Origin of the sequence: Actinomycetospora endophytica (genome assembly GCF_021026375.1) — a bacterium.
In the GTDB taxonomy this organism is placed as follows: Bacteria; Actinomycetota; Actinomycetes; order Mycobacteriales; family Pseudonocardiaceae; genus Actinomycetospora; species Actinomycetospora endophytica.
The window spans coordinates 547,527-567,119 of sequence record NZ_JAJNDB010000003.1; the positions used below are offsets into that span (position 1 = coordinate 547,527).

At 73.0% G+C, this 19,593-nt stretch carries 22 protein-coding genes; 7 read left to right on the top strand and 15 right to left on the bottom strand.

Translation table 11 applies throughout. From position 1 onward, the window contains the following. Positions 1–69: 69 nt before the first annotated feature. Entirely contained in the window at positions 70–675 is a 606-nt protein-coding gene (locus tag LQ327_RS17910; protein WP_230736097.1) for a hypothetical protein, read from the top strand. On the opposite strand, the gene LQ327_RS17915 is transcribed toward LQ327_RS17910, so the two are convergent. Both LQ327_RS17915 and LQ327_RS17920 read right to left on the bottom strand, forming a co-directional pair. Beyond that, positions 608–1,306, bottom strand: a complete 699-nt coding sequence (locus tag LQ327_RS17915; protein ID WP_230736099.1) for a phosphatase PAP2 family protein — start codon at positions 1,304–1,306, stop codon at positions 608–610. The genes LQ327_RS17910 and LQ327_RS17915 overlap by 68 nt on opposite strands. Positions 1,307–1,460: 154 nt before the next feature. After that, positions 1,461–1,820 carry a hypothetical protein gene (locus LQ327_RS17920; RefSeq protein WP_230736101.1) on the bottom strand — a complete coding sequence of 120 codons (360 nt, stop codon included), beginning with the start codon at positions 1,818–1,820 and terminating at the stop codon, positions 1,461–1,463. A gap of 277 nt (positions 1,821–2,097) precedes the next feature. On the opposite strand from LQ327_RS17920, the gene LQ327_RS17925 reads away from it, so the two are divergent. Both LQ327_RS17925 and LQ327_RS17930 read left to right on the top strand, forming a co-directional pair. Next, on the top strand, positions 2,098–2,532 hold the full coding sequence (locus LQ327_RS17925; protein WP_230736103.1) for a DUF1707 SHOCT-like domain-containing protein: 435 nt from the start codon (positions 2,098–2,100) through the stop codon (positions 2,530–2,532). A gap of 83 nt (positions 2,533–2,615) precedes the next feature. Beyond that, positions 2,616–3,134: a hypothetical protein gene (locus LQ327_RS17930; protein ID WP_230736105.1), complete on the top strand. Its 519-nt coding sequence runs from the start codon at positions 2,616–2,618 to the stop codon at positions 3,132–3,134. Here the strand turns inward: LQ327_RS17930 and LQ327_RS17935 are convergent. Then, positions 3,131–3,331, bottom strand: coding sequence for a hypothetical protein (locus tag LQ327_RS17935; RefSeq protein WP_230736107.1), 201 nt, complete (start codon positions 3,329–3,331; stop codon positions 3,131–3,133). The genes LQ327_RS17930 and LQ327_RS17935 overlap by 4 nt on opposite strands. A 322-nt stretch (positions 3,332–3,653) precedes the next feature. Between LQ327_RS17935 and LQ327_RS17940 the strand changes: the two genes are divergently transcribed. Beyond that, on the top strand, positions 3,654–4,748 hold the full coding sequence (locus LQ327_RS17940; RefSeq protein ID WP_230736109.1) for a DUF6777 domain-containing protein: 1,095 nt from the start codon (positions 3,654–3,656) through the stop codon (positions 4,746–4,748). Positions 4,749–4,769: 21 nt separating this feature from the next. On the opposite strand, the gene LQ327_RS17945 is transcribed toward LQ327_RS17940, so the two are convergent. After that, positions 4,770–6,059 carry a gluzincin family metallopeptidase gene (locus LQ327_RS17945; RefSeq protein ID WP_230736111.1) on the bottom strand — a complete coding sequence of 430 codons (1,290 nt, stop codon included), beginning with the start codon at positions 6,057–6,059 and terminating at the stop codon, positions 4,770–4,772. Between the two features lie 78 nt (positions 6,060–6,137). Beyond that, positions 6,138–7,355 (bottom strand): heme-binding protein, encoded by a 1,218-nt coding sequence (locus tag LQ327_RS17950; RefSeq protein WP_230736113.1) that lies wholly within the window; start codon positions 7,353–7,355, stop codon positions 6,138–6,140. A gap of 417 nt (positions 7,356–7,772) precedes the next feature. Between LQ327_RS17950 and LQ327_RS17955 the strand changes: the two genes are divergently transcribed. Beyond that, on the top strand, positions 7,773–8,606 hold the full coding sequence (locus LQ327_RS17955) for an LLM class F420-dependent oxidoreductase (protein ID WP_230736115.1): 834 nt from the start codon (positions 7,773–7,775) through the stop codon (positions 8,604–8,606). A gap of 29 nt (positions 8,607–8,635) precedes the next feature. On the opposite strand, the gene ptsP is transcribed toward LQ327_RS17955, so the two are convergent. The 4 genes from ptsP to LQ327_RS17975 all read right to left on the bottom strand — a co-directional run bounded on the left by ptsP (position 8,636) and on the right by LQ327_RS17975 (position 14,177). Continuing rightward, positions 8,636–11,089: a phosphoenolpyruvate--protein phosphotransferase gene (gene ptsP, locus LQ327_RS17960; RefSeq protein WP_230736118.1), complete on the bottom strand. Its 2,454-nt coding sequence runs from the start codon at positions 11,087–11,089 to the stop codon at positions 8,636–8,638. After that, positions 11,086–11,733 (bottom strand): dihydroxyacetone kinase subunit DhaL, encoded by a 648-nt coding sequence (gene dhaL / locus LQ327_RS17965; protein ID WP_230736120.1) that lies wholly within the window; start codon positions 11,731–11,733, stop codon positions 11,086–11,088. Before dhaL ends, ptsP begins: the two co-directional genes overlap by 4 nt. After that, positions 11,733–12,734, bottom strand: coding sequence for a dihydroxyacetone kinase subunit DhaK (gene dhaK, locus LQ327_RS17970; protein WP_230736122.1), 1,002 nt, complete (start codon positions 12,732–12,734; stop codon positions 11,733–11,735). The genes dhaL and dhaK overlap by 1 nt, the downstream gene beginning before the upstream one ends. Before the next feature lie 264 nt (positions 12,735–12,998). After that, positions 12,999–14,177 (bottom strand): MFS transporter, encoded by a 1,179-nt coding sequence (locus tag LQ327_RS17975; protein ID WP_230736124.1) that lies wholly within the window; start codon positions 14,175–14,177, stop codon positions 12,999–13,001. A 192-nt stretch (positions 14,178–14,369) separates the two neighbouring features. Here LQ327_RS17975 and LQ327_RS17980 point away from each other — a divergent pair, with 192 nt between their 5' ends. After that, the gene (locus LQ327_RS17980) at positions 14,370–15,122 is read left to right on the top strand and encodes a SpoIIAA family protein (protein WP_230736126.1); all 753 of its coding nucleotides are present in this window, start codon (positions 14,370–14,372) and stop codon (positions 15,120–15,122) included. A 59-nt stretch (positions 15,123–15,181) separates the two neighbouring features. Here the strand turns inward: LQ327_RS17980 and LQ327_RS17985 are convergent, their stop codons facing one another. From LQ327_RS17985 to LQ327_RS18000, 4 genes are all read right to left on the bottom strand, one after another. Beyond that, on the bottom strand, positions 15,182–15,658 hold the full coding sequence (locus LQ327_RS17985) for a universal stress protein (RefSeq protein ID WP_230736128.1): 477 nt from the start codon (positions 15,656–15,658) through the stop codon (positions 15,182–15,184). Positions 15,659–15,689: 31 nt separating this feature from the next. Continuing rightward, positions 15,690–16,187, bottom strand: coding sequence for a universal stress protein (locus tag LQ327_RS17990; RefSeq protein ID WP_230736130.1), 498 nt, complete (start codon positions 16,185–16,187; stop codon positions 15,690–15,692). Positions 16,188–16,263: 76 nt separating this feature from the next. Beyond that, entirely contained in the window at positions 16,264–16,518 is a 255-nt protein-coding gene (locus LQ327_RS17995; protein ID WP_230736132.1) for an amphi-Trp domain-containing protein, read from the bottom strand. A 33-nt stretch (positions 16,519–16,551) separates the two neighbouring features. Further along, positions 16,552–16,719, bottom strand: a complete 168-nt coding sequence (locus tag LQ327_RS18000) for a hypothetical protein (protein ID WP_230736134.1) — start codon at positions 16,717–16,719, stop codon at positions 16,552–16,554. A 297-nt stretch (positions 16,720–17,016) separates the two neighbouring features. Between LQ327_RS18000 and LQ327_RS18005 the strand changes: the two genes are divergently transcribed. Further along, complete coding sequence (locus LQ327_RS18005; protein WP_230736136.1) at positions 17,017–17,469, top strand: CBS domain-containing protein; 453 nt, start codon at positions 17,017–17,019, stop codon at positions 17,467–17,469. A gap of 26 nt (positions 17,470–17,495) precedes the next feature. On the opposite strand, the gene LQ327_RS18010 is transcribed toward LQ327_RS18005, so the two are convergent. Both LQ327_RS18010 and LQ327_RS18015 read right to left on the bottom strand, forming a co-directional pair. Continuing rightward, a complete protein-coding gene (locus tag LQ327_RS18010; RefSeq protein ID WP_230736138.1) occupies positions 17,496–18,971 on the bottom strand; it encodes a bifunctional aminoglycoside phosphotransferase/ATP-binding protein in 1,476 nt (491 codons plus the stop codon). Positions 18,972–19,008: 37 nt separating this feature from the next. Beyond that, on the bottom strand, positions 19,009–19,485 hold the full coding sequence (locus tag LQ327_RS18015) for a universal stress protein (RefSeq protein WP_230736139.1): 477 nt from the start codon (positions 19,483–19,485) through the stop codon (positions 19,009–19,011). Positions 19,486–19,593: the final 108 nt, after the last annotated feature.

Consider the following 19,593-nt stretch of genomic DNA (forward strand, 5'->3'; position numbering starts at 1 on the left):
TACACGAACCATCACGACGATCCCACCCGTCAGGCGTGCGCGTCATCGGACCCGTCGGAGGTGAGCCCGGTGCCGACGACGATCCTCTGGCACCGTCCGGCGGGCGCGCCCCGCGACGACCTGGACGTCCGATCGTCCGGATGTGCGGTCCAGGCACCCGGTCATGCGGCCGAGGCACTCGTCGAGGTGCACGACCCCGGCCGGTCCTACGTCGTTCTCCTGCGGTTGGCCGCCACGGCGACCCACGCGTGGCGGCTCACTGCCGTGGAGGTCAGGAGCGCGGCACCCGGGGGGACCCTCGACGCCGACGTGCTCCGGACCGTCCCGCTCGAGGAGTGTCTGGCCCTCGCCTCGGAGGAGTTGGCGGCCGTCGGGCAGCGGAGCCCGGCGGTGCCCAGTCCGGTGAGCGCTCCCGCCCGGGAACGGCGCCCGGCGCGGACCATCGACGAGGAGACGTTGCGGACCGCGGCTCGCGTCTACCGCGAGGCGCTCGCGAGCTCCGTCCCCCGCGAGCGGCTGGCCCCGACCGCGGCCGTGGCCCGGGCACTCGGGCTCAACCGTCACGACGCCGGGCGACTGGTCTCCCGCGCCCGCCAGGCCGGGATGCTCAACCCGGCGATCCCCCGTCGGCCCGGCGAGGTGCCCTCGGAGCGTCCACCTGCCGACCAGACGTGAGCGGCTCTCCATCGGTCGTGCCGGTGTGCCCCGGACCGGACGCAACGGCTTCCAGCAGCTCCCCGACCCCGACCACGAAGACCGCCAACGCCCAGCCGGCGAGCACGTCCGACGGATAGTGCACCCCGAGCACGAGCCGGGACGCGCCCACCGCGATCACCACACAGGCGACGAGAACGCCGAGCGCGTACCCGCGGACCCCGGAGAGCACGAGGCCGTGACGACGAGCCGTCCAGACCAGCAGCAGGACCACTCCGAGCGACAACAGCGCATGGCCCGAGGGGAACGACCAGCCCGGCACCAGCACCGCGTGCCAGCCCAGCGGCGGCCGGGGCCGGGCGACGAGGGACTTCATCGTCACGTCCACGGCGATCAGCGACCCGAGGCCGGCCGCGGTCAGCGCGCATGACCGCCAGAGCCGCTTCCACCCCGACCAGACCAGCACCATCACCGCGGCGGTGACGGTGACGGCGGGCGCGCCGACGTCGCTGATCACCCGCGCCGCGGTCACCAGGCCGGCACTGCGATGAGCGACGAGCCAGCCGGTGACCGTCGGGTCGACCGCAGCCAGGCCGGTGTCGGTGACGACCCCGAACCACAGCGCCTCGAACCCGCCGACGGCGATGATCACGCCGATCAGCGACGTCAATCGGGCTGGGCCGAACCAGGCCGGTCGCGGATCGCCCGGCGAATCGAGCGTCGAGGAGGACATGTCCGGGCCCCGGCTCAGCGACCGGGCGCCGGCGGCGCGACCGGCCGGCCGTCGGGCGCGCGGGAGTCCCCGGTCATCGCGTCGCGCCGATGATGGATCGGGCCGGGAGCGGAGCGGGCCCACCCGCGGCGACGGCCCGGACCGATGGTTCGGGCTGCTTCCGCCGGAGTCGGAAGCCGAGCACCACGGCAGCGACGACGAGCACCACCCCGGCCACGTACCAGAGCGCTGCCTGGGCGGACAGCTCGGCGAATCCGACGGTGGCCTCGCCGGTCGCCGCCGCACCGACGAGCAGGTCGATGACGATCGCCGGTCGGCCGGGGCGCCGGTGGCCGCCGCCCGCGCTCCGGGACACCGCTCCCAGAACTCCGATCACCAGGAACGTGGCCCCGACCCCGACCAGCGCCAGGGCTCCTCCGAGTGAGCCGGTCACCGCGTCCGTCCCGCCGATTCGTGGTGGTTCGAGGCGGCGCGGGAGGTCGGGGTCGTCGTCATGGGGCCACGGTCGGCCTTCTCCGATGTGGCGACGATGAGAGGTGCTCCGTCGGTCGACTTTCATCAGCGATACATCGCCGGTCCCCGATTCTCGGACTCGCCGATGCGAGCAGAGGAGACGTCATGACATGCAAGGCCGCGCCGCGCCTGCACCGCCCCCGTCACCCCGGGGTGACCGAGCGGCCGACCGTCGGGCTGCGCCAGAAGGGGCTCTCGTGACCCAGCCCGAGGCCGGGGTGAGGAGCGCCGGCCTCACCTCACGGTTGCGCGCCTCCGACGCCGAGCGTGAGCGGACGGTGCGGCAGGTGCATCGGGCCGTGGGCGAGGGCCGTCTCGATCTGCCGGAGATGGAGACGCGGGTCGCGGCGGCCTACGGCGCGGTGTACCGCGACGAGTTGCCCGGCCTGCTCAACGACCTCCCGCAGCGCGACAGCACACCGGACGCCCTGTGGGGCGGGGCCGAGGCGCCCACCTGGCGGGCGTTGTGGATCGCGCTGGTCTGGCGGGTCCGCGCGAGCCTGTCGGACACCCCGGACGCATCACGACGCGGCGTCCCACCGGGTCATCGCCGGCAGATCCTGGCCGCGACGGTCGCGGCGCTCGCCGCGCTGTGGTTCCTGATTTGCGCCGTGGTCGGAGCGACGACCTGAGCCGGACCACGCCGGCTGCCTCGGAACGGCTGCCGGCGCTCGCCCTCGGCGCACACCGCCACCCCGGACAGGGCGCCTGTCTCATGGAGTACACCGCGCTGTTGACCGGGACACGGTTCAGTAACCACCCGGCCTGCACCCATCGCGCGATGGCGGAGCTCGCCCGCCAGGTCAACGACCGCGTCACCGCCGACACCCGACCTCAGCTGATCACCCGCGCGCCGGCGCTCGCCGCGATCGGACCCGACCGGGCCGGCGTCTCGGCCGCGGTGGCGGCGGCGGTCGTGCTGGCCCAGTGGCAGTACTCCCCCGAGTCGCTGCTCCTCCCGTGGAGAACCCGGCAGCAGGTCAGGCTGCGCAGCAGCGACGTGCCGGGCCAGGGGTGGTGGGGGCGCACGCGGGACCTGCTCATCACCTACGACCTGATCAACGGCGGCCTGGACCGTCTCGAACGCAGCACCCCCGATGCCTCGGTCCGAGACCGGATCCTGGTGGGGGCACTCGACCGCGCGCTGTTCCACTGCAGCGCCATGCCCCCCGGGGAGGGAACGTCGCCGTCGTCGGGACCGGGGACCGCGCCTCGGAGCCGGATTCGGGTCTAGGCGCCCGAGCTCGCCTCCCGGGCCTGCACGGTCCTGACGACGGAGAGCAGGACGGCGGCTCCGACCTCCTCCGACCAGCGCGGACGCGGACGATCGGTCTCGGCGGGCACCGCCCGCGGCGCGGGCACGGAGGCGAGCTCGCGGCGCCAGTCCTGGCGACGGACCGCAACGCCCTGCGTCCCGAGTCGTCCGCCCATCGCGACCACCCCATCCCGTTCGTCGCCAGACCTGAACCGCTCGACGCGGGTGTATCCGTCGAGCGGTCGGCAATCGTTACCGGGACTCGGCCGCGTCCTCCTGTCGAGTGGAGGTCTCGCGCAGGAACGGGCCGATCTCCTCGCCAGTGTCTCAGCAACGGCAGGTCACCAGCTCCCCATGTGGACTAGGCCAACCAGGCGATCGGGTGATGATTCAGCGTGGCATGTGTCACTATCGGTGCCTGAGTCGGGGGACTCGAGACCCGCACGGTGCGTGGTTCCGAGCGAAGCCTTGTCGGTTGGCACGGGACCGGGGGTCGCCATGACGAAGCCAGGCCCGTACGTGTGGGCTCCTCCCCCGCCGCCGAGGCGACCGCAGCGCCGCACGACGGTCACGGTGATCTCGGTGCTGGCCGCCCTCGTCGTCATCCTCGGTGGGGTCGCAGGGTTCCTGCTCTGGCAGGCGCGGACGGCCGCCGCCAGCGACACGACGCTCGAGCCCACCAACTCGGCGACCGCCGACGCGTTCATGCCGGCCCACGGCCCGGACGCGTCCGTCACCCCGCCGCCCGCCCAGTCCGGCGGTGCGGTCACGGGGAGCACGCCAGGGCTCTTCGGCGGCACGCTGGACAACTCGAGCTGTGACCAGGATCAGCTGTCCCAGTTCCTCGGCACCCATCAGGACAAGGCCGCCGCCTGGGCCGGTGCGGAAGGCATCGACGTCGGCGACATCTCCACCTACGTGCACCACCTGACCCCGGTGACGCTCCGCGCCGACACGTACATCACCAACCACGGCTTCCGCGACGGCGAGCTGACCTCCTTCCCGGCGGTGCTGGAAGCAGGGACCGCGGTACTCGTCGACGGCTACGGCACGCCCCGCGTGAAGTGCTACTGCGGCAATCCCGTCAGCGCGCCGCCGCACCATCAGCCGAGTCACTTCGAGGGCCGACCGTGGGCGCGTTTCGCTGCGGTCACGGTGATCGTCATCCAGCCCGCGCCCGTCGTCGTTCAGAACCTGACGGTCGTGAACATCCAGAACAACGTCGTCTACAACGTCGTCGTCCCGCCCTGGAGGTGGGGGCCGCCGCCGGGGTGGGACCCGTCGTCGTCGACGGGCCCCTCGTCGTCGGAGACGTCCTCGTCGTCCGACACGTCCTCGGTGCCGCCGAGCTCGAACCAGGACGGCCGGCAGCTCGTCGCGCCGGGAACCGCGTGCGGGCCGACGACCGTCAGCAGCCCGGACGTCGCGGGCGTGACGGTGACGACCTCACCCACGTGCGAGTCGGCGACGGGAACGACGACGACGGGTCCGACGACCACCACGACGACCAGTCCGACCACCACCAGCCCCACGACGACGAGCCCGACGACCACCACCACGACGACCACGACCACCACCGGCAGGTCGTCGTAGAGCCGACCCGACCCGGTCGGATCAGGTGGTGTGCCCGACGGTCGTCGCGGGCCGGAGCCCGCACTCGACCAGTGTGCGATCCAGCTGGCGGCGAAGATCGGAGTCCGGCTGGATGCCGCGCCACGAGAACGCGTCCCGGATGATCGACTGGAACTCGCCGCCGTTCAGCGACCGGTCGGCACGCAGGAGGCCCGCGAACACCTCGAAGTAGGTCAGGCGTTCGGGAGACAGGTGGCTCCAGGTCTCCGCGAGCAGACGCCCCATCTGGTCCCGCGCCTTGAGCAGGGCCTGCTTGAACTCGGCCTCGTGGCCCTGATAGGCGGCGGTGAAGTCTGCCTCGATCTCGGCGAGATCACCCGCGCCGTTCGGGGTGTTGGTCGAGCGGTCGCGCAGGTCCTCGCTGATGAGCTTGGTGTCGACCAGGTCCTGCTGAAAGATCTCGGTCATGGTGTCGAAGATCGCCCCGGTCAGCGGCAGCGACCGGTCGTGGGGCTCGTCCCCGACATCCGTCATCCGTTTGGCATTGAGCGCGACCCGGACCTGGCGACTGTTCGAGAGCTCGCCGACCCGGTCGAGCCCGTTGACGGTGAGCAGGTTGCCCTTGGTCTGAGCGAGCAGTTCGTTGACGAAGGTGTCGAAATGCAGCAGGGCCACGATGGCGGTCACATCGGCGCTCGACTCCTGGAACCCGCCGCAGTCGATCGCCGGATCGGACTGATCGCGCGGGATCCCGACCTGCGAGAAGATGATGCTGTGGCCGAGCTCGTGCGCGAGGACATCGAAGTTCTCGCAGTAGGGTCGGCTGTGATCGATCGTGCCGCTCTCGGTGCTCCCGAAGCCGAACTCCAGGAAGCCCCACCCGGAGTGGGCGTTGTTCCATTCGATCAGCGGGATCATCTCGAGACGTGAGAACTGGGCGTCGAAGGCCCAGTCGACGCGGTGGGAGAAGTAGTCCTCCCAGATGTCGAGCACCCGCCGCACCGTGGCGAACATGGTGGCCGCCGAGAACGCCCGACTGTCCTCGTCGATCTGATCGAAGTGACCGTCCGAACCGGGGCGGACCGGCGGACCGGCCTCGCCCCGGTACGGGGGCAACTCCCCTGCGGCGTAGGGGCGCTTGTTGACCGCGTCGACGACGTACATCCGGTGATCCGCCGGACCCGGGCTCATGTCGGCGGGTGGGGTGGAGACCACGACCTCCTCGGCCTTGAACACCGGCCGGCCGTTGTCCCGCGTCAGAAATCTCGGCTGGGCGAAGAGCTTGAATCGCGTACCGGTCTCCGCGAGTCGCGCGTCCAGTTCCAAGGACATGACGGTCCCCCTGACATCTCGTTCGATCCCCCGGCGGTTCCGCGCCCCCAGGGGTGAGGTCCACCGACGGACCGGCGACTACGGCGTGGAGATCGCGACCGGGTCGGCCGGGATCAGCGTCGCCACCGAGACGTGCGGCCAGGTCAGCCCGTTGAAGTTGAGGTGCACGAGCTGCGTGTACTGGACCTGGGTGTAGGTGACGTCGAGGACGGTGCCCTCAGCGACGGCCGCGGTGGCGGTCACGGTGAAACCAGGGACCAGGCCGTCGCCGGCGCTGTCGGCGCCCGCCACGGTGACGGACTCGCCGGGCAGCAGGGCGGGCACCTTGATCTGCTCGGCCACCGTCTCGATCCAGAAGATCGAGCTCATCTCCGCCGCGTCGGCGTTCGGCCCGTTCCCGGTGCCCTCCAGGAAGGCGATGTTGTCGGTGCCGCCGCCGACCAGGCCCGCGACGGCCGGAGTGCCGAGCAGCGGGTTGGCCGCGTCCGAGTCGAGGAAGATCACGAACGTGCTGGTGATGGTCTGCGGCGCGATCCGGTCCCGGAGAACGGTGGTCGGGTCGGCCAGGATCTCCTTGGTGATCGTTCCGTTCGCCTTGAACGGCGCCAGATCCTGCGGGATCCGGAACGTCGCGTTGTTGTCGGCGTCCTGACTCGAGAACACGCCCACCAGACGCCCGGTCGGGTTGCCGACCGGGAAGGGCGTGATGTCGACCGGGTCGATCTTCGGCTGCGGCGCGTTGATCGAGGTGCCCTGCGCCTCGATGGTGGTGCCGTGCGGGATCGACGCCATCCGCACGACGGTCGAGGGTTCGGTGGGGTCGTCGGTCTGCGGGACGTTCAGCAGCACGCCCGGCTCGAAGTGGATGCCGACGGTCCGGCCGGGAACGGTGACGTCGTTGATCCGCTGGACGTAGGGGACGCCGTTGAGAGCGATGTCGCCCTGGACCATCCCGCGGTTGGGGACCGAGCCGAGTGGAGAGGAGAACTCGAGGATCTCCTCGGTCAGATTGAGCTCGAGGATGTTGTCATCAGGGTTCTTGCCGCTGGTCCGGTCGGGCGCCACGGGCAACGGGGTCGGGCTCTTGGCGAAGTTCTGGGGCCGGAAGATCGTGTTGAACCCCTTGCCGCGGAACGTCGTGCCCGCAATGGGGGCGAGCGGACCGAGCGGCGGCAGGGGCTGCGCCACGGCGAAGGCCTCGACCGTGGGCTTCTCGGGTTGCGCCGGCACCTGACCCCACGTGAAGTCCCGCGTGAGGTCGGCGGTGCGTGTGGTGGTGGGAACCGGGTTCGTCACGGTCACTCCTCGGTGGTGGGCGAGAATCGGGCAGCCGTCCGACGGACGACCGCGCCCGCCTTCCGCCTCTCGTGACGAGAAACTCGGCGCGGTATGCCGTTGGCCGGATTACGTCGGATCTATCCACGAGGTGCGCGCACGTCACGACGATTCCCCCGTGACGAACAACTGAACCGCGCCGACGCATCGTTGTGAATACGCCCGCAACCGAACACCACTGACGGACCAGCGTCGGTACTCGATACGACTAATGCATCTCATCCCCGGCCTGATCTTCTCGATAGGAGGATGTTCTCCACTACGCAGTTCTGCGTATGGACTTTCGATCCGCGCTTTTTCCCGGAGCCCGCCGGCGGAATGCCGGTCGGCGTGGCCGGGTTGACCCCGTGACAGGCCGACGACGGATGGAGGGCCCTCATGACGGTGGCACCGGGTCGCTACGGGGTGTTCGCGCGGGGCACGGACCTCACGCCTGATCTCGCGGCGACGATCGAGAGTCTGGGATACGGCGCCGTCTGGATCGGGGGCAGCCCGCCGGCGGATCTGGAGCACGCCGAGTCCCTCCTCGCCGCGACCGGGAACCTCGTCGTGGCCACCGGCATCGTCAACATGTGGGCCTCGCCGGCCTCCGAGGTGGCGGCGTCCTACGCGCGGATCGCCGGGCGCTACCCGGACCGGTTCCTGCTGGGGGTCGGGATCGGCCATCCGGAAGCGGTCGGGCAGTACAAGAAGCCCTACGCCACGATCATCGAGTATCTGGACGGGCTCGACGCCGGTGGCGTGCCCGTGGACGGCCGGGCCCTGGCCGCGCTGGGGCCCAAGGTCCTCGCCGTGTCGCGGGACCGCACCGCGGGCGCGCACCCGTACCTGACCACCCCGCGACACACCCGGGAGGCGCGCGAGATCCTCGGCGAGGGTCCGCTGCTGGCCCCGGAGCAGAAGGTCGTGCTGGACACCGACGTGGAGAGGGCCCGCGCGATCGGCCGGGAGAAGGTCAGCAACCCGTACCTGAAGCTCACCAACTACCGGAACAACCTGCTCCGGACCGGCTTCACCGACCAGGACCTCGACACCGCCTCCGACGCACTCGTCGACGCGCTGGTGATCCACGGGAACCCGACCACCGTCGCCGCTGGTCTCATCGCCCACCTCGACGCCGGCGCGGACCACGTCTGTGCCCAGGTCCTCGTCGAGGACAGGGCCGACTACGTCCCGGCGCTGACCTCCCTCGCCGGGGCACTCGATCTGTGAGTGCCGGCCGCGACGGCGCGGCCTCCTGATCAGCGAAGGAGCTCACGCACGGCGTGCGCGTCCGGGCACTCCCGGGCCGCGGCGGCGAGCGCGCGGGCCTGCGTCAGGTCGACGGCCCGGACCGCTTCCTTCACGGTGGCGACAGCGGTGGGGGCGACGCTGAGCTCGCGGACTCCCAGGCCGATCAGCAGGGCCGCCGCGTCCTCGTCGCCGGCCAGTTCACCGCAGACCGCGACCAGCACGTCGTGGTCGGCCCGGCCGGCCCCGCCCGCGGTCGCGGCGATGAGCGCGAGCACCGCGGGATCGAGGCCGTCGGAGAGCGGGGCGACCGCGTCGTTGCCGCGCTCGGCGGCCAGCGCGTACTGGGTGAGGTCGTTGGTGCCGATCGAGAAGAAGTCGACCATCGGGGCGAAGGCCGGCGCCTTGAGCGCGGCCGCCGGGACCTCGACCATGATCCCGACCCGGAGACCGGCGGGCCGGCCCCGACCCACGGTCACGACGGCGTCGTCGAGCGCGCGCCGGGCGGCGACGAGCTCGTCGACGGTGGTGACCATCGGGAACATGACGTCGACCGGGTGGTCGTGGGCGACCCGTACGAACGCGTGGAGCTGGTCCGCGAGCAGGTCCGGGCGCGCGAGCGCGAGCCGGAGTCCGCGGACCCCCAGGAAGGGGTTCGCCTCCCGCGGCATCGGCAGGTAGTCGAGGGGCTTGTCCCCGCCGACGTCGAGCGTGCGCAGGGTGACGCGTCGGCCACCCATCGCCTCGGCGATCGCGCGGTAGGCCGCCTCCTGCTCGTCGACATCAGGGGCACGGTGCCGGTCGAGGAAGCAGAACTCCGTGCGGACCAGGCCCGCCAGGTCCGCCCCGACCGCGGCCTCGGCGTCGCCGGCCCCGCCGACGTTGGTGCCGACGAGCACGGTGGTCCCGTCCCGGGTGACCGCGGGCTCGTGGGCGCGTCGCAGCGCGTTCTCGCGCCGTCGGGTCAGCGCCTCGGCGCGGGCGCGGAAGTCGGACAGGGTCGGCGGGTCGGGATCGGTGACGACCTCCCCGGTCGTCCCGTCCACCGCGAGGACGGCCGCCTCCCGGGCCCGCGCCACCAGCGCGGGGCCGGCGGCGACGACCGCGGGGACCCCGCGCGCCCGCAGCAGGATCGCGGCGTGGGCGGTGGGGCTGCTGCCGGCCAGGACCACCGCCGGGGTGCGGGCCGGGTCGAGCGCGGCCGCGTCCGCGGGGGTGAGGTCGTCGGCGACGAGGATCCCGTCCCCGGCCGCGTCGTGCTGCTCGAGACCGCCGAGGTCGCGCAGGACCCGGTCGCGCACGTCGCGCACGTCGCGGACGCGAGCACGCATGTACTCGTCCGCGGCGGCCGCGAGCCTGCTCCCGACCTCGTCGAGCGCGTCCGCCCAGGCCCGCGCGGCGTCGACGGCGGCATCGATGCGGGCGCCGACGTCCGCGAGCACGTCGGGGTCCTCGAGCAGCAGCAGCTGGGCGTCGAAGATGGCGGCCTCGGCCTCACCGATCTCGCGGGCCGCCCGGTCGCGGACGGTCTGCAGGTCGTCGCGGACCCTCGCCCGGGCCTCGTCGAGGCGAGCGCGCTGCTCGGCGGGCGTCCCGGGCCTGGCCGGCGGCACGTCCACGGCCACGGCGCGCTCGACGCGGACCGGGCCGACACCGACACCGGGTGAGGCCGGGATCGGCTCGCCGGTCGTGGCCGGCGTGGCGGGCGGCCGGGGTGGGGACACAGCGGCGGCTTCGCCGAAGTCGTCGTCGGCGAGATCGAGGACGCGACGAATCGCTTCGCCCGCCTCCGGGCCGCGCGCCCGGACGGCGACGTCGTGGCCCTGGAGGGCGCCCAGGGTCGCGACCTTCGAGAGGCTGGCGCCGGACACGTCGGGACCGTCGAGGGTCAGGTTCCGCAGCCGGACCTCGGCGTCGAGGCCGCGCAGCGCCTGGACGAGCTGCGCGGCCGGCCGCGCGTGCAGTCCGTGCGCCATCCGGACCGTGAACACCCCGCGCTGCTCGGGCCCGTCCCCGTCGTCGACGGTCTGGTCGGGCTGATCCCGATCCGGTTCGCCCGGGACGAGATGGATCGCCTTGGCCTGCAGCGCATCGGCCGCCTCCGCCGCCACCTCGGCCGACGGGGCGCCGCCGGCGGCGCTGACCGCCGCGACGATCAGGCCCTCGACGAGCGGCGCGGGGCAGAGCACGACGCCGTCGCGGACGTCGTCGTCGAGCAGCTCGAGAGCGAGCTCGGCCGAGAGCACGGCGCTGCCCAGATCCATCAGCACGACGACGCCGTCGCCCTGGTCGGCGCGGGTGACCGCGTCGCCGATGGCGACGGCGTCGGTGCCGAAGCTCCCGTCGTCGAGCCCGGCCGCGACCTCGACCGGACCGCCGCCGTCGCGGAGCATCTCCCCCGCCAGGGCCACCGCCGCGTCGGCCAGGGCCCGGCTGTGGGAGACGACGACGATGCCGACGGTCACGGCGGCCCCTGCTCCGCGACGGCGGCGGCCGCGGCGGCGATGAGGAGGGCGGCCGAGGTGGCGCCCGGGTCCTGATGATCGGCGCTCCGGTCGCCGAGATAGCTCGCGCGGCCCTTGCGGGCGACCAGGGGGATCGTGGCGTCCCGGCCCTGGTCGGCGGCGGCCGACGCCGCGCGCAGCGCGTCCGCCAACGGATCGCCGGCGCCCAGCGCGGCGTCGAGCGCATCCACGGCCGGGGCGAGGGCGTCGTACATGGTCTTGTCGCCGAGCTCGGCCTTGCCGCGGGAGACCACTCCCTCGACCCCCGCCCGCAGCGCCTTGGCGAACACCTCCGGCTCGAGCGCGCTCGCACCGCCGGTCGCCGGGGCCATCCGCAGGAAGAACGTGCCGTACAGCGGTCCGCTCGCTCCGCCCACCGAGCGGACCAGGACCATGCCGGTCTGCTTCAACAGCGCCGCCGGATCGTCGGCCGGGGTGGCGGCCAGCGCGTCGACGACGGCGGTCATGCCCCGGTTCATGTTCGCGCCGTGGTCGGCGTCCCCGATCGCGGCGTCCAGCGCGGTGAGGGTGTCCTGCTGTTCGGCCACCGACGACGCGAACAGCCGCAGCCAGCGCTCCAGGCCGTCGACGTCGACTGCTGCCATCACATCCCCCACCGCAGGGCGAGGGTGGCCACCGGCGCGTCCCAGAGCCGCAGCAGGTCGTCGTCGAGGCGCGCGAGGGTCACCGAGCAGCCGGCCATGTCCAGGCTCGTGACGTACGGGCCGACGAGTGAGCGCACCGGGACGACTCCGGCCTTGTCGAGCAGGGCGGCGACCTCCGCGTACATCAGGTGCAGCTCGAGCATCGGGGTGGCCCCCATGCCGTTGACGAACAGGAGCACACCGTCGCCGCCGGTGAAGTCGCGGTCCGCCAACAAGGGCTCGACCAGCATCTCGGCGATCTCCCGGGCCGTGGCGATCGGCACCCGGCGACGCCCGGGCTCGCCGTGGATCCCGATCCCGATCTCCATCTCGTTCTCGGGCAGGTCGAAGGTCGGGCTGCCCTTCGCGGGGACGGTGCAGGAGGTCAGGGCCATCCCCATGCTCCGGGAGTTGTCGTTGACCCGACGGGCCAGGTCGGCGAGCTCGGTCAGGGACCGCCCCTGCTCGGCGGCGGCCCCGACGATCTTCTCGACGGGCACCGCGGCCCCGGTCCCGCGGCGGCCGGCGGTGAAGAGGCTGTCCTCGACGGCGACGTCGTCGTTGATGACGACCGCCTCGACCGCGGTGTCGGTCTCCGCGGCGGCGAGCTCGGCGGCCATGTCGAAGTTCATGACGTCGCCGGTGTAGTTCCAGACGAGGTGCAGGACCCCCGCGCCCCCGTCGACCTTCTTCGTCGCCTCCGCCATCTGATCGGGAACGGGGGACGTGAAGACCTCGCCCGCGCAGACCGCGTCGAGCATCCCCGGGCCGATGAACCCGGCGTGCGCCGGTTCGTGGCCGGAGCCCCCGCCGGAGAGCAGACCGACCTTGCCCGTGACCGGCGCGTCGGCGCGGTAGATGATCCGCTGGTCGTGGTCGACACGCAGCTCGGGATGGGCACGCTCCACCCCGCGCAGCGATTCGGCGACGAGGTTGGCCGGGTCGTTGAGAAGCTTCTTCATGATCCGCTCCCAGAACTGTTCGGGCAGATGGTCAGCCGACGACGATTGTCACTCCGGGGGATCGAGGCGGGTCAAGAACTCCGTGCCGAGCCGGAGCGGGCGCGATTCGCGCGCCCGCTTACCAGTGCGCCGGGCGACCATTCTTTGCCCCTTTCGCGCGAACACGGAGCACCGAACGGCGGCAGCGTTCGTGGGATCCTGAAAGGCCCGTGTTTCCGGGGGTGACGGTGAACAGTGCCGGCGCGCCGGTGCCGCCTAGACCGGTCACGACTCCGGCGTGGGTGGGCCGGGGCGGGCCCGGGTGAAGGCGATCACGCAGATCCACGTCAAGGCGCCGATGACGAGGAATCCTCGGTAGACGCCGTCGAAGCCGATCCCGGTGGCCAGTGCCGCCGCGGCGACCGGCGCGACCAGGCCGGCGAGGCCCCACCCCGTGAACACCAGTCCGTAGGTGGCGCCGAACCGCTCGGCGGGGACGACGTCGGACACGGCCGCCGGGGTCAGGGTGGACAACGCGCCGTACTGCACGCCGAGCAGCGACAGGGCGACGAGCGCCCAGGGCCCGGCAGCCCCCAGGGCGAGCGGGACGCAGGCCAGCACCAGCAGTGCGCACTGACCGTGCAGCGTCGCGGACCGGCCCAGCCGGTCGGACACCGGTCCGGCGAGCAGCCGGCCGGCGAGATTCCCGAGGTTGAGCAGCGCGACGGCGACCGCCACGGCGGCGGAGCCGGAGAGCTGACCCGCGTGGGCGAAGGCGGCCAGTGCGGCAGCGCTGCCCAGGAGGAAGACCAGCCAGAGCGCGACCACCGGGCGGCTCGGAACGTGGGCTCGCCCGGCCGGTGAGGTCCGAGGCTCGCGCCCTTTCCGACGGCCGGGGCCGCCGGGGACGAGCGCCGCGGCCAGGCTCAGCACGGCCCCGACCGCGACTGCGAGCAGCAGGAAGGTCGGGCCGCGGCCGTAGGCGGCCAGCAGCGCCGCGGAGATCGGCGCCAGGACCGCGGTGCCGACCGCATAGGCGCCGACCACCAGGCCGAGCGCGAGGCCTCGCCGGGAGCCGACGGTGGCGGCGACACGGACGGCGGTGGCGTAGCCGACCCCGGTCGAGCCCCCGAGCAGTCCGCCGAAGGTGAGCATCATCAGGCCCACCGAACCCGCGGCAGCGCTGCCGGCGAGCCCGGCCACCGCGCCCAGAGCCGTCACCGCCGCGAGCCGACGGGGCGAGATCAGGTCGGCCGCGCGGCCACCGAGGAGCACCCCGAGCATGAACGCCACCAGGCCGACCGAGAACACCCCGGCGAGCCACGCGTCGTCGGCGCCCAGCTCCCGTCGCAGCGGTCCGGTGAACACGCCCCAGGCGAACAGGGGGCTCACCGCCAGATCGAGCAGTGCGGCGCCGATCAGCGCGCGACGCCTACCCACCGGGTGCACGACCTGCTCGCCCACCCGGGCAGCCTGGCCTCGCGCCGCGGGTCTCCCCTAGGGCCGCACGGCCCTCCGACGAGGGGAGAGTTCCGGTCGGGAGGGCCCCTCGGCCGCCATGGCGCGACGTTCCGCGCCCCCGACCCGGCCGAACGACGGCCGAACCGAGGGCCTTCGGCCGTGGTCGCGTGCGGTGATCCGGCATGCACTGACTGAATGATCGAACGAGACCTCGATGTCCCGGACGGTGTGGACGCGGTCCGCGCCGTCGGCGTCGTGACCCCGCAGGACTACCACGACGTCGTCGCGCCGATGCTCGCGGCGGCGATCCGCGAACACCGTGGCCTGCGCATTCTCTGCACGGTGGACGAGGCGTTCACCGGCGTGACGCCGGCCGCGATGTGGGACGACGTCAGGCTCGGGTTCGGTGCCATGCGCCATCTCGCCGGCTACGCCACCGTGACCGACCTGCCGTGGGTCCGGGAGATGACCAGATTCTCGGGGTTCTTCCTCCCGGGCCACGTGCGGGTGTTCGGGATGGCCGAACGAGCCGAGGCGCTGCGCTGGCTGACCGAGCTACCCGGTGAACTCGCCGGGGTGCGGCTCCAGGCGGCGGACGGGGTGATCATCGTCGACATCGACCACCCGTTGCGCCGCGAGGACATCGACCTGATCGCCGCGGAGGTGGACGGGTGGCTCGGCGAGCACCGCGAGCTGCCAGGGCTCGTGCTGCACGCCCACGGTTTCCCCGGATGGGAGAACCTCTCCGGCCTGCTGCACCACGTCCGCTTCGTCGCCGGTCACCAGAGACGCGTCGAACGGCTGGCCCTGGTCGTCGACGCGCCCGGTCTGGACATCGCCGCCCGGCTCGCAGGTCTCGTGCTCCATCCGGAGGTCCGACACTTCCCGGTGGCGGCCGAGGACGAGGCGATCCGGTGGGCGACGGAGCAGCATGCACTGACGAGCTGACCGGGATCGGTCGAGGTCCGGGGCGGGCCCGCCATCGACAGCGCGCCGGACGTTGGAGATCACGCCGTGACCGGCACCGGGACGACGGTGACCGGACAGGGCGCGTGCAGGACACAACCGAGGCTCGTCGAGCCCATGACGGTGCTCGCGAAGGCCCCGCGCCCGCGATGGCCGACGACCAGCGCCTCCGCGTGCGCGGCCTCGTCGACGAGCACGTCCACCGGGCGACCGGGCTGCGCGTCGACCGACACGTCGGGCACCGTCACCATCTCGGCACGCATCCGGTCGAGCACGGGGTCGACGATCTCTCGGGCGGCCCGCACCGCGCTGTCCCGGAACGTCTCGGGCTCCGGCACGGGAACGGCCACCCCAGGCCCGTAGTTCCAGGTCGACCACGCTTCCGGCGGCTCGTACACCAACAGTGCGTGCACGCGTCCCCGCCGCCGGGCGGCGACCCGTACGGCTTCCTCGAGTGCCGCACGGGCACCCGGCGAGTCGTCGATCCCACACAGGACGACCGGGACGCCGTCACTCATGATCTTCTCCTGGGAGCGCTCGCCGAAGGTGTCACGATGCCGACGCCCGCGCTTCGACGGCGACGCTGTCGGGGTCGCCCCCGCGGACCGACGGGACGACCGTCACGGTGCAGGGGGCGTGCAGCAACGTCCCCAGGCCGACCGAGCCCAGCAGTCCACTGCGCCACGGTCCGCGGCCACGGTGCCCCACCACGAGCAGCTCCGCGTCTCGCGCCGCATCGACCAGGACGGGTACGGGCGACCCGAGACTCACGACCGGCTCCACCGGCACGTCGACGACATCCCGGCCGGCCGCGGCCCGGACCGCCTCGATCCGCTGTTCCAGCGCCGTCCGTGCCGCGGCGCGCGTCCTCTCGGGGCTCGGTGCGGTGTCCAGGTCGTAGGCGTACATCCACATCTCCGGCGGTCGGCAGGCCATGACCGCCCGCACGGACGCGCCGCGACGAGCGGCCTCCTCCAGGGCATAGCGCAGGGCGGCATCGGCGTGCGGTGAACCGTCCACCCCCACGACCACCGTGCCTGTGCTCACACCGTCCTGAGCCATGTTCGATCCTCTCCTCTGGGCCCCGCCGCGGGTGCGCCCTTGATCCTTCGTCGGCCGACGATCAGGTCGGACCCCAGGGCGCCGAACGGCGCCACGTCAGCTCGATCTCCACGTCGATCTCGTCACCGTCGGGGGCGAACTCGATCTCGAGCTCGCAGCGGAACCGTTCGGGAAGGTCCAGGCTGATGCCGGGGCCGACGAGGGCGATCTCCATGGCTCCCCCGGCCTCGATCCCCGCGGCCAGCTCGCTGAGCCACCGGGCCAGTTCCGCGCGCGACATCAGCGCCTTCTGCTCGATCTCGTCGGGCACCACCATGAACTCCTCCTCGACACACCGATCCGCGCGCGCTCACGACCCCACGGGTGTGCCGATGCGTACGCCGGCGAAATCGACGACGACGTCCTTCGTGGTGAGCGTTCCGATGCGCACTCCGGCGAAGTCGATGACCCGGCCGTCGTCGCCGACGGTCCCGATCGCCACGCCGGCGAAATCGATCACCCTGCGCCTGCTGTCCATGTGCTCGCTCCTCTCCGTCACGGTGCGGCCCGAGCGTGGTCGCCGGGTGCGGTCGGGAGCCCGGGTCCTTCGGGCTCGATCGGCGGCCGATGGTCCGTCGGCTCCGTCCCGGCCCCGCCCACGAACAGGTCGACGGGCTCGCCGTCGGGGAGATCCGCCGGTCGCGGGAGGGTCGACGGTCCGGGGCCGGAGCGGACCCGGGACCCGCCGTCGCGGGACCTCCGACCCGGGCGCGGAACCCCCGGAGCACGGTCGGGTGAGCAGCGCAGGTCGGTCGCGGGCGATCCGGAGGCACCCATGAACGTCGAGGACCCCCGCCGCGAGGTCGTGATCATGTCCAGCCGCCCCGTCCAGGTGGTCCACGAGACGACGACGGTGGCGGAGGCCTTGCGCCTCCTGCGCCACGCCGGCGTACGGCACCTCCCGGTCGTCGACCGCGGTCGCTGCGTCGGTGTGCTCGTCGATGTCGACCTCGTCGCCGCCGCGGTCGACGGCGTGGGCGGAGGAGTGGGCCCCATCGCCCGCCGCCCCGTACCCACCGTCGCTCTCGGCGCCGACGCGCCCACCACGGCGCGGGCCATCCGGGTGGGCGGGATGGACGCGGCGCTGGTCATGGACGACGACGTGGTCGCCGGGATCGTCACCGCCACCGACGTCGTCGAGGCCCTGGCAGCCCGGGAGGAGCTTCCCGCGACGGCACCGGCGGGAGTCCCGGACGACCGGGCCACCGGGGACGACGTCCGGCCCTGATCACCCCGGGGCCGGCGGGTCGGTGATCACCGGCCGAGCACGGTCCAGCCGGAACGGGTCGTGGGGTGGTGTACCTCGTCGACCGCCCGCTCGATCGCCGGTCCGGCGGGCCCCGCAGTGTCGATCACGATGGCCTCGGGCCAGGGGTCGGCGTCGAGGGACATCACCGCGGCGACCAGCGGGGTGGCGTCCGAGGCCGAGCCCCGCCGGCTGCGGATCCGGGGTTCGGTGATCTCGCGCGGAGCCCGGCACTCGAGGCAGGTGAGCTGGGCGTGGGCCGCCCGGGCCAGGTCGGTGGCCCGGTCCCGCTCCGCGGCGTCGGTCCAGGAGGCGTCCAGCACGACGGACTCGCCCCGGGCGAGCAGCACGTCGGCCCGCTCCCGCGCCGCCGCGTAGGTGGCCGCGGTGTGGTCGTCGTCGTAGAGGCCCTCGCCGTAGCCCGCGGCGGCCGAGTCGGCGGGCGAGATCCCGGCGAGCTCCTTGCGGAGCGGATCGGTGGAGACCACCACGGCGCCGAGTCGATCGGCCAGCCCGACGGCCACCGTGGTCTTTCCCGTCCCGGGCAGGCCACCGACCAGGATCAGACGGACCTGCCCCGCCTCGAGGTGCCGCCGCGCGAGGCCGAGCAGATCGCGGGCCTCGTCGGCGCCCGGCCCGCCCTGGCTGGCACGCACGGCCGCGACCGCGGACCGCGTGGCGGCCCGGTAGGCGCGGTAGTGGTGGCCGAGCGCGACCGGCCACCGGTCACCGGAGAACTCCGCGTAGAGCTCCAGGAAGCGTTCACCCAGAGCCGGTCCGCTCTGGTGCTCGAGGTCCATCGCCAGGAAGGCTGCATCGTCGAGGGTGTCGAGGTAACGCAGCCGGTCGTCGAACTCGAGGCAGTCGAGGAGGACCGGGCCCATCCGGAGGCAGAACACGTCGTCGGCGAGCAGGTCGCCGTGGCCGTCGACGATCCGCCCGGCGTCGCAACGCTCGTCGAACAGGGCGGCACGGCCCGCCAGGAAGCGGGTCGCCAGACCGGTGACGCTGTCGACGTCGTCGTCGTCGACGAGCTGCCCGGAGTGGCGGTGCAGACCGTCGAGCACCCCGCGCCACCGCCGGCGCAGCGCGTCGACCCGGCCCTCGCGGGTCACGTGTGGTCCCCGGAGAGCCGCCGAGTGGAACGTGGTGAGGCGTCTCGCGACGGCGCGGAGTTCGTCGTCGACGTGCGCCCCGGCCCGCACCAGCGAGGCCAGGCTGCGCTCGGCGGGCATCCGGCGCATCAGGACGAGATGGTCGACGATCGCCCCGTCCGGACCGAGCAGGGTCTCGACGCCGAGATAGGCCTCCGGGCTGAGGCGTGCATTGAGCGCCACCTCGCGCTCACACGCTTCCCGGCGGGCAGCCACCGTCGTGAAGTCGCAGAAGTCGAGCGCGACCGGCTTCTTGAGCTTGTGCACCCGGTCGCCCATGAACCACAGCACCGCGGTGTGCGTCTCGCGCACACCCGCCGGCGCGGTCACCGCAGGCCCCGGCACCGTCACGGCCCCGCCCGCCCGTTCACACCGGGACCGGTGCCGGTACGACCGTGACCGGGCACGTGGCGTGCAGCACGCAGCCCAGGCTCGTCGAGCCCACCATCACGCTCTCGACCGCTCCGAGCCCGCGATGACCCACCACGAGCGCGTCGGCGCCCTCCGCGGCCTCGACGAGCGCCTCCACGGGCCGGCCGGCGATCGCGTCGACCTCGATCTCGGGCAGCGGGACCAGTTCGTCACGGAGTCCGTCGAGAACGGGGTCGACGATCTCGAGCGCAGCGTGCCGTTCGCTCTGGTGGTACATCTCGAGACGCGGGAGCGGGATACCGGCGGTCGGACCGTAGGCCCACGCACCCCACATCTCCGGCGGCTCGTAGACCAGCAGGGCACGAACACGTCCACCGCGGCGGGCGGCCAGTCGCACGGCCTCCTCGAGCGCCGCACGGGCGTTCGGCGAGTCGTCGATCCCGCAGACGATGATCGGCGTGCGGTCGGTCATGGTGTGCTCCTCGCGGTCGGCGGTGGTCCTCCGGGCTGGCCCTGTGAGGGTGGGACGACCGGGATCGACGAGGCAGGGGCACTGGTCCCGGCTCGCCGGGTCCCACGC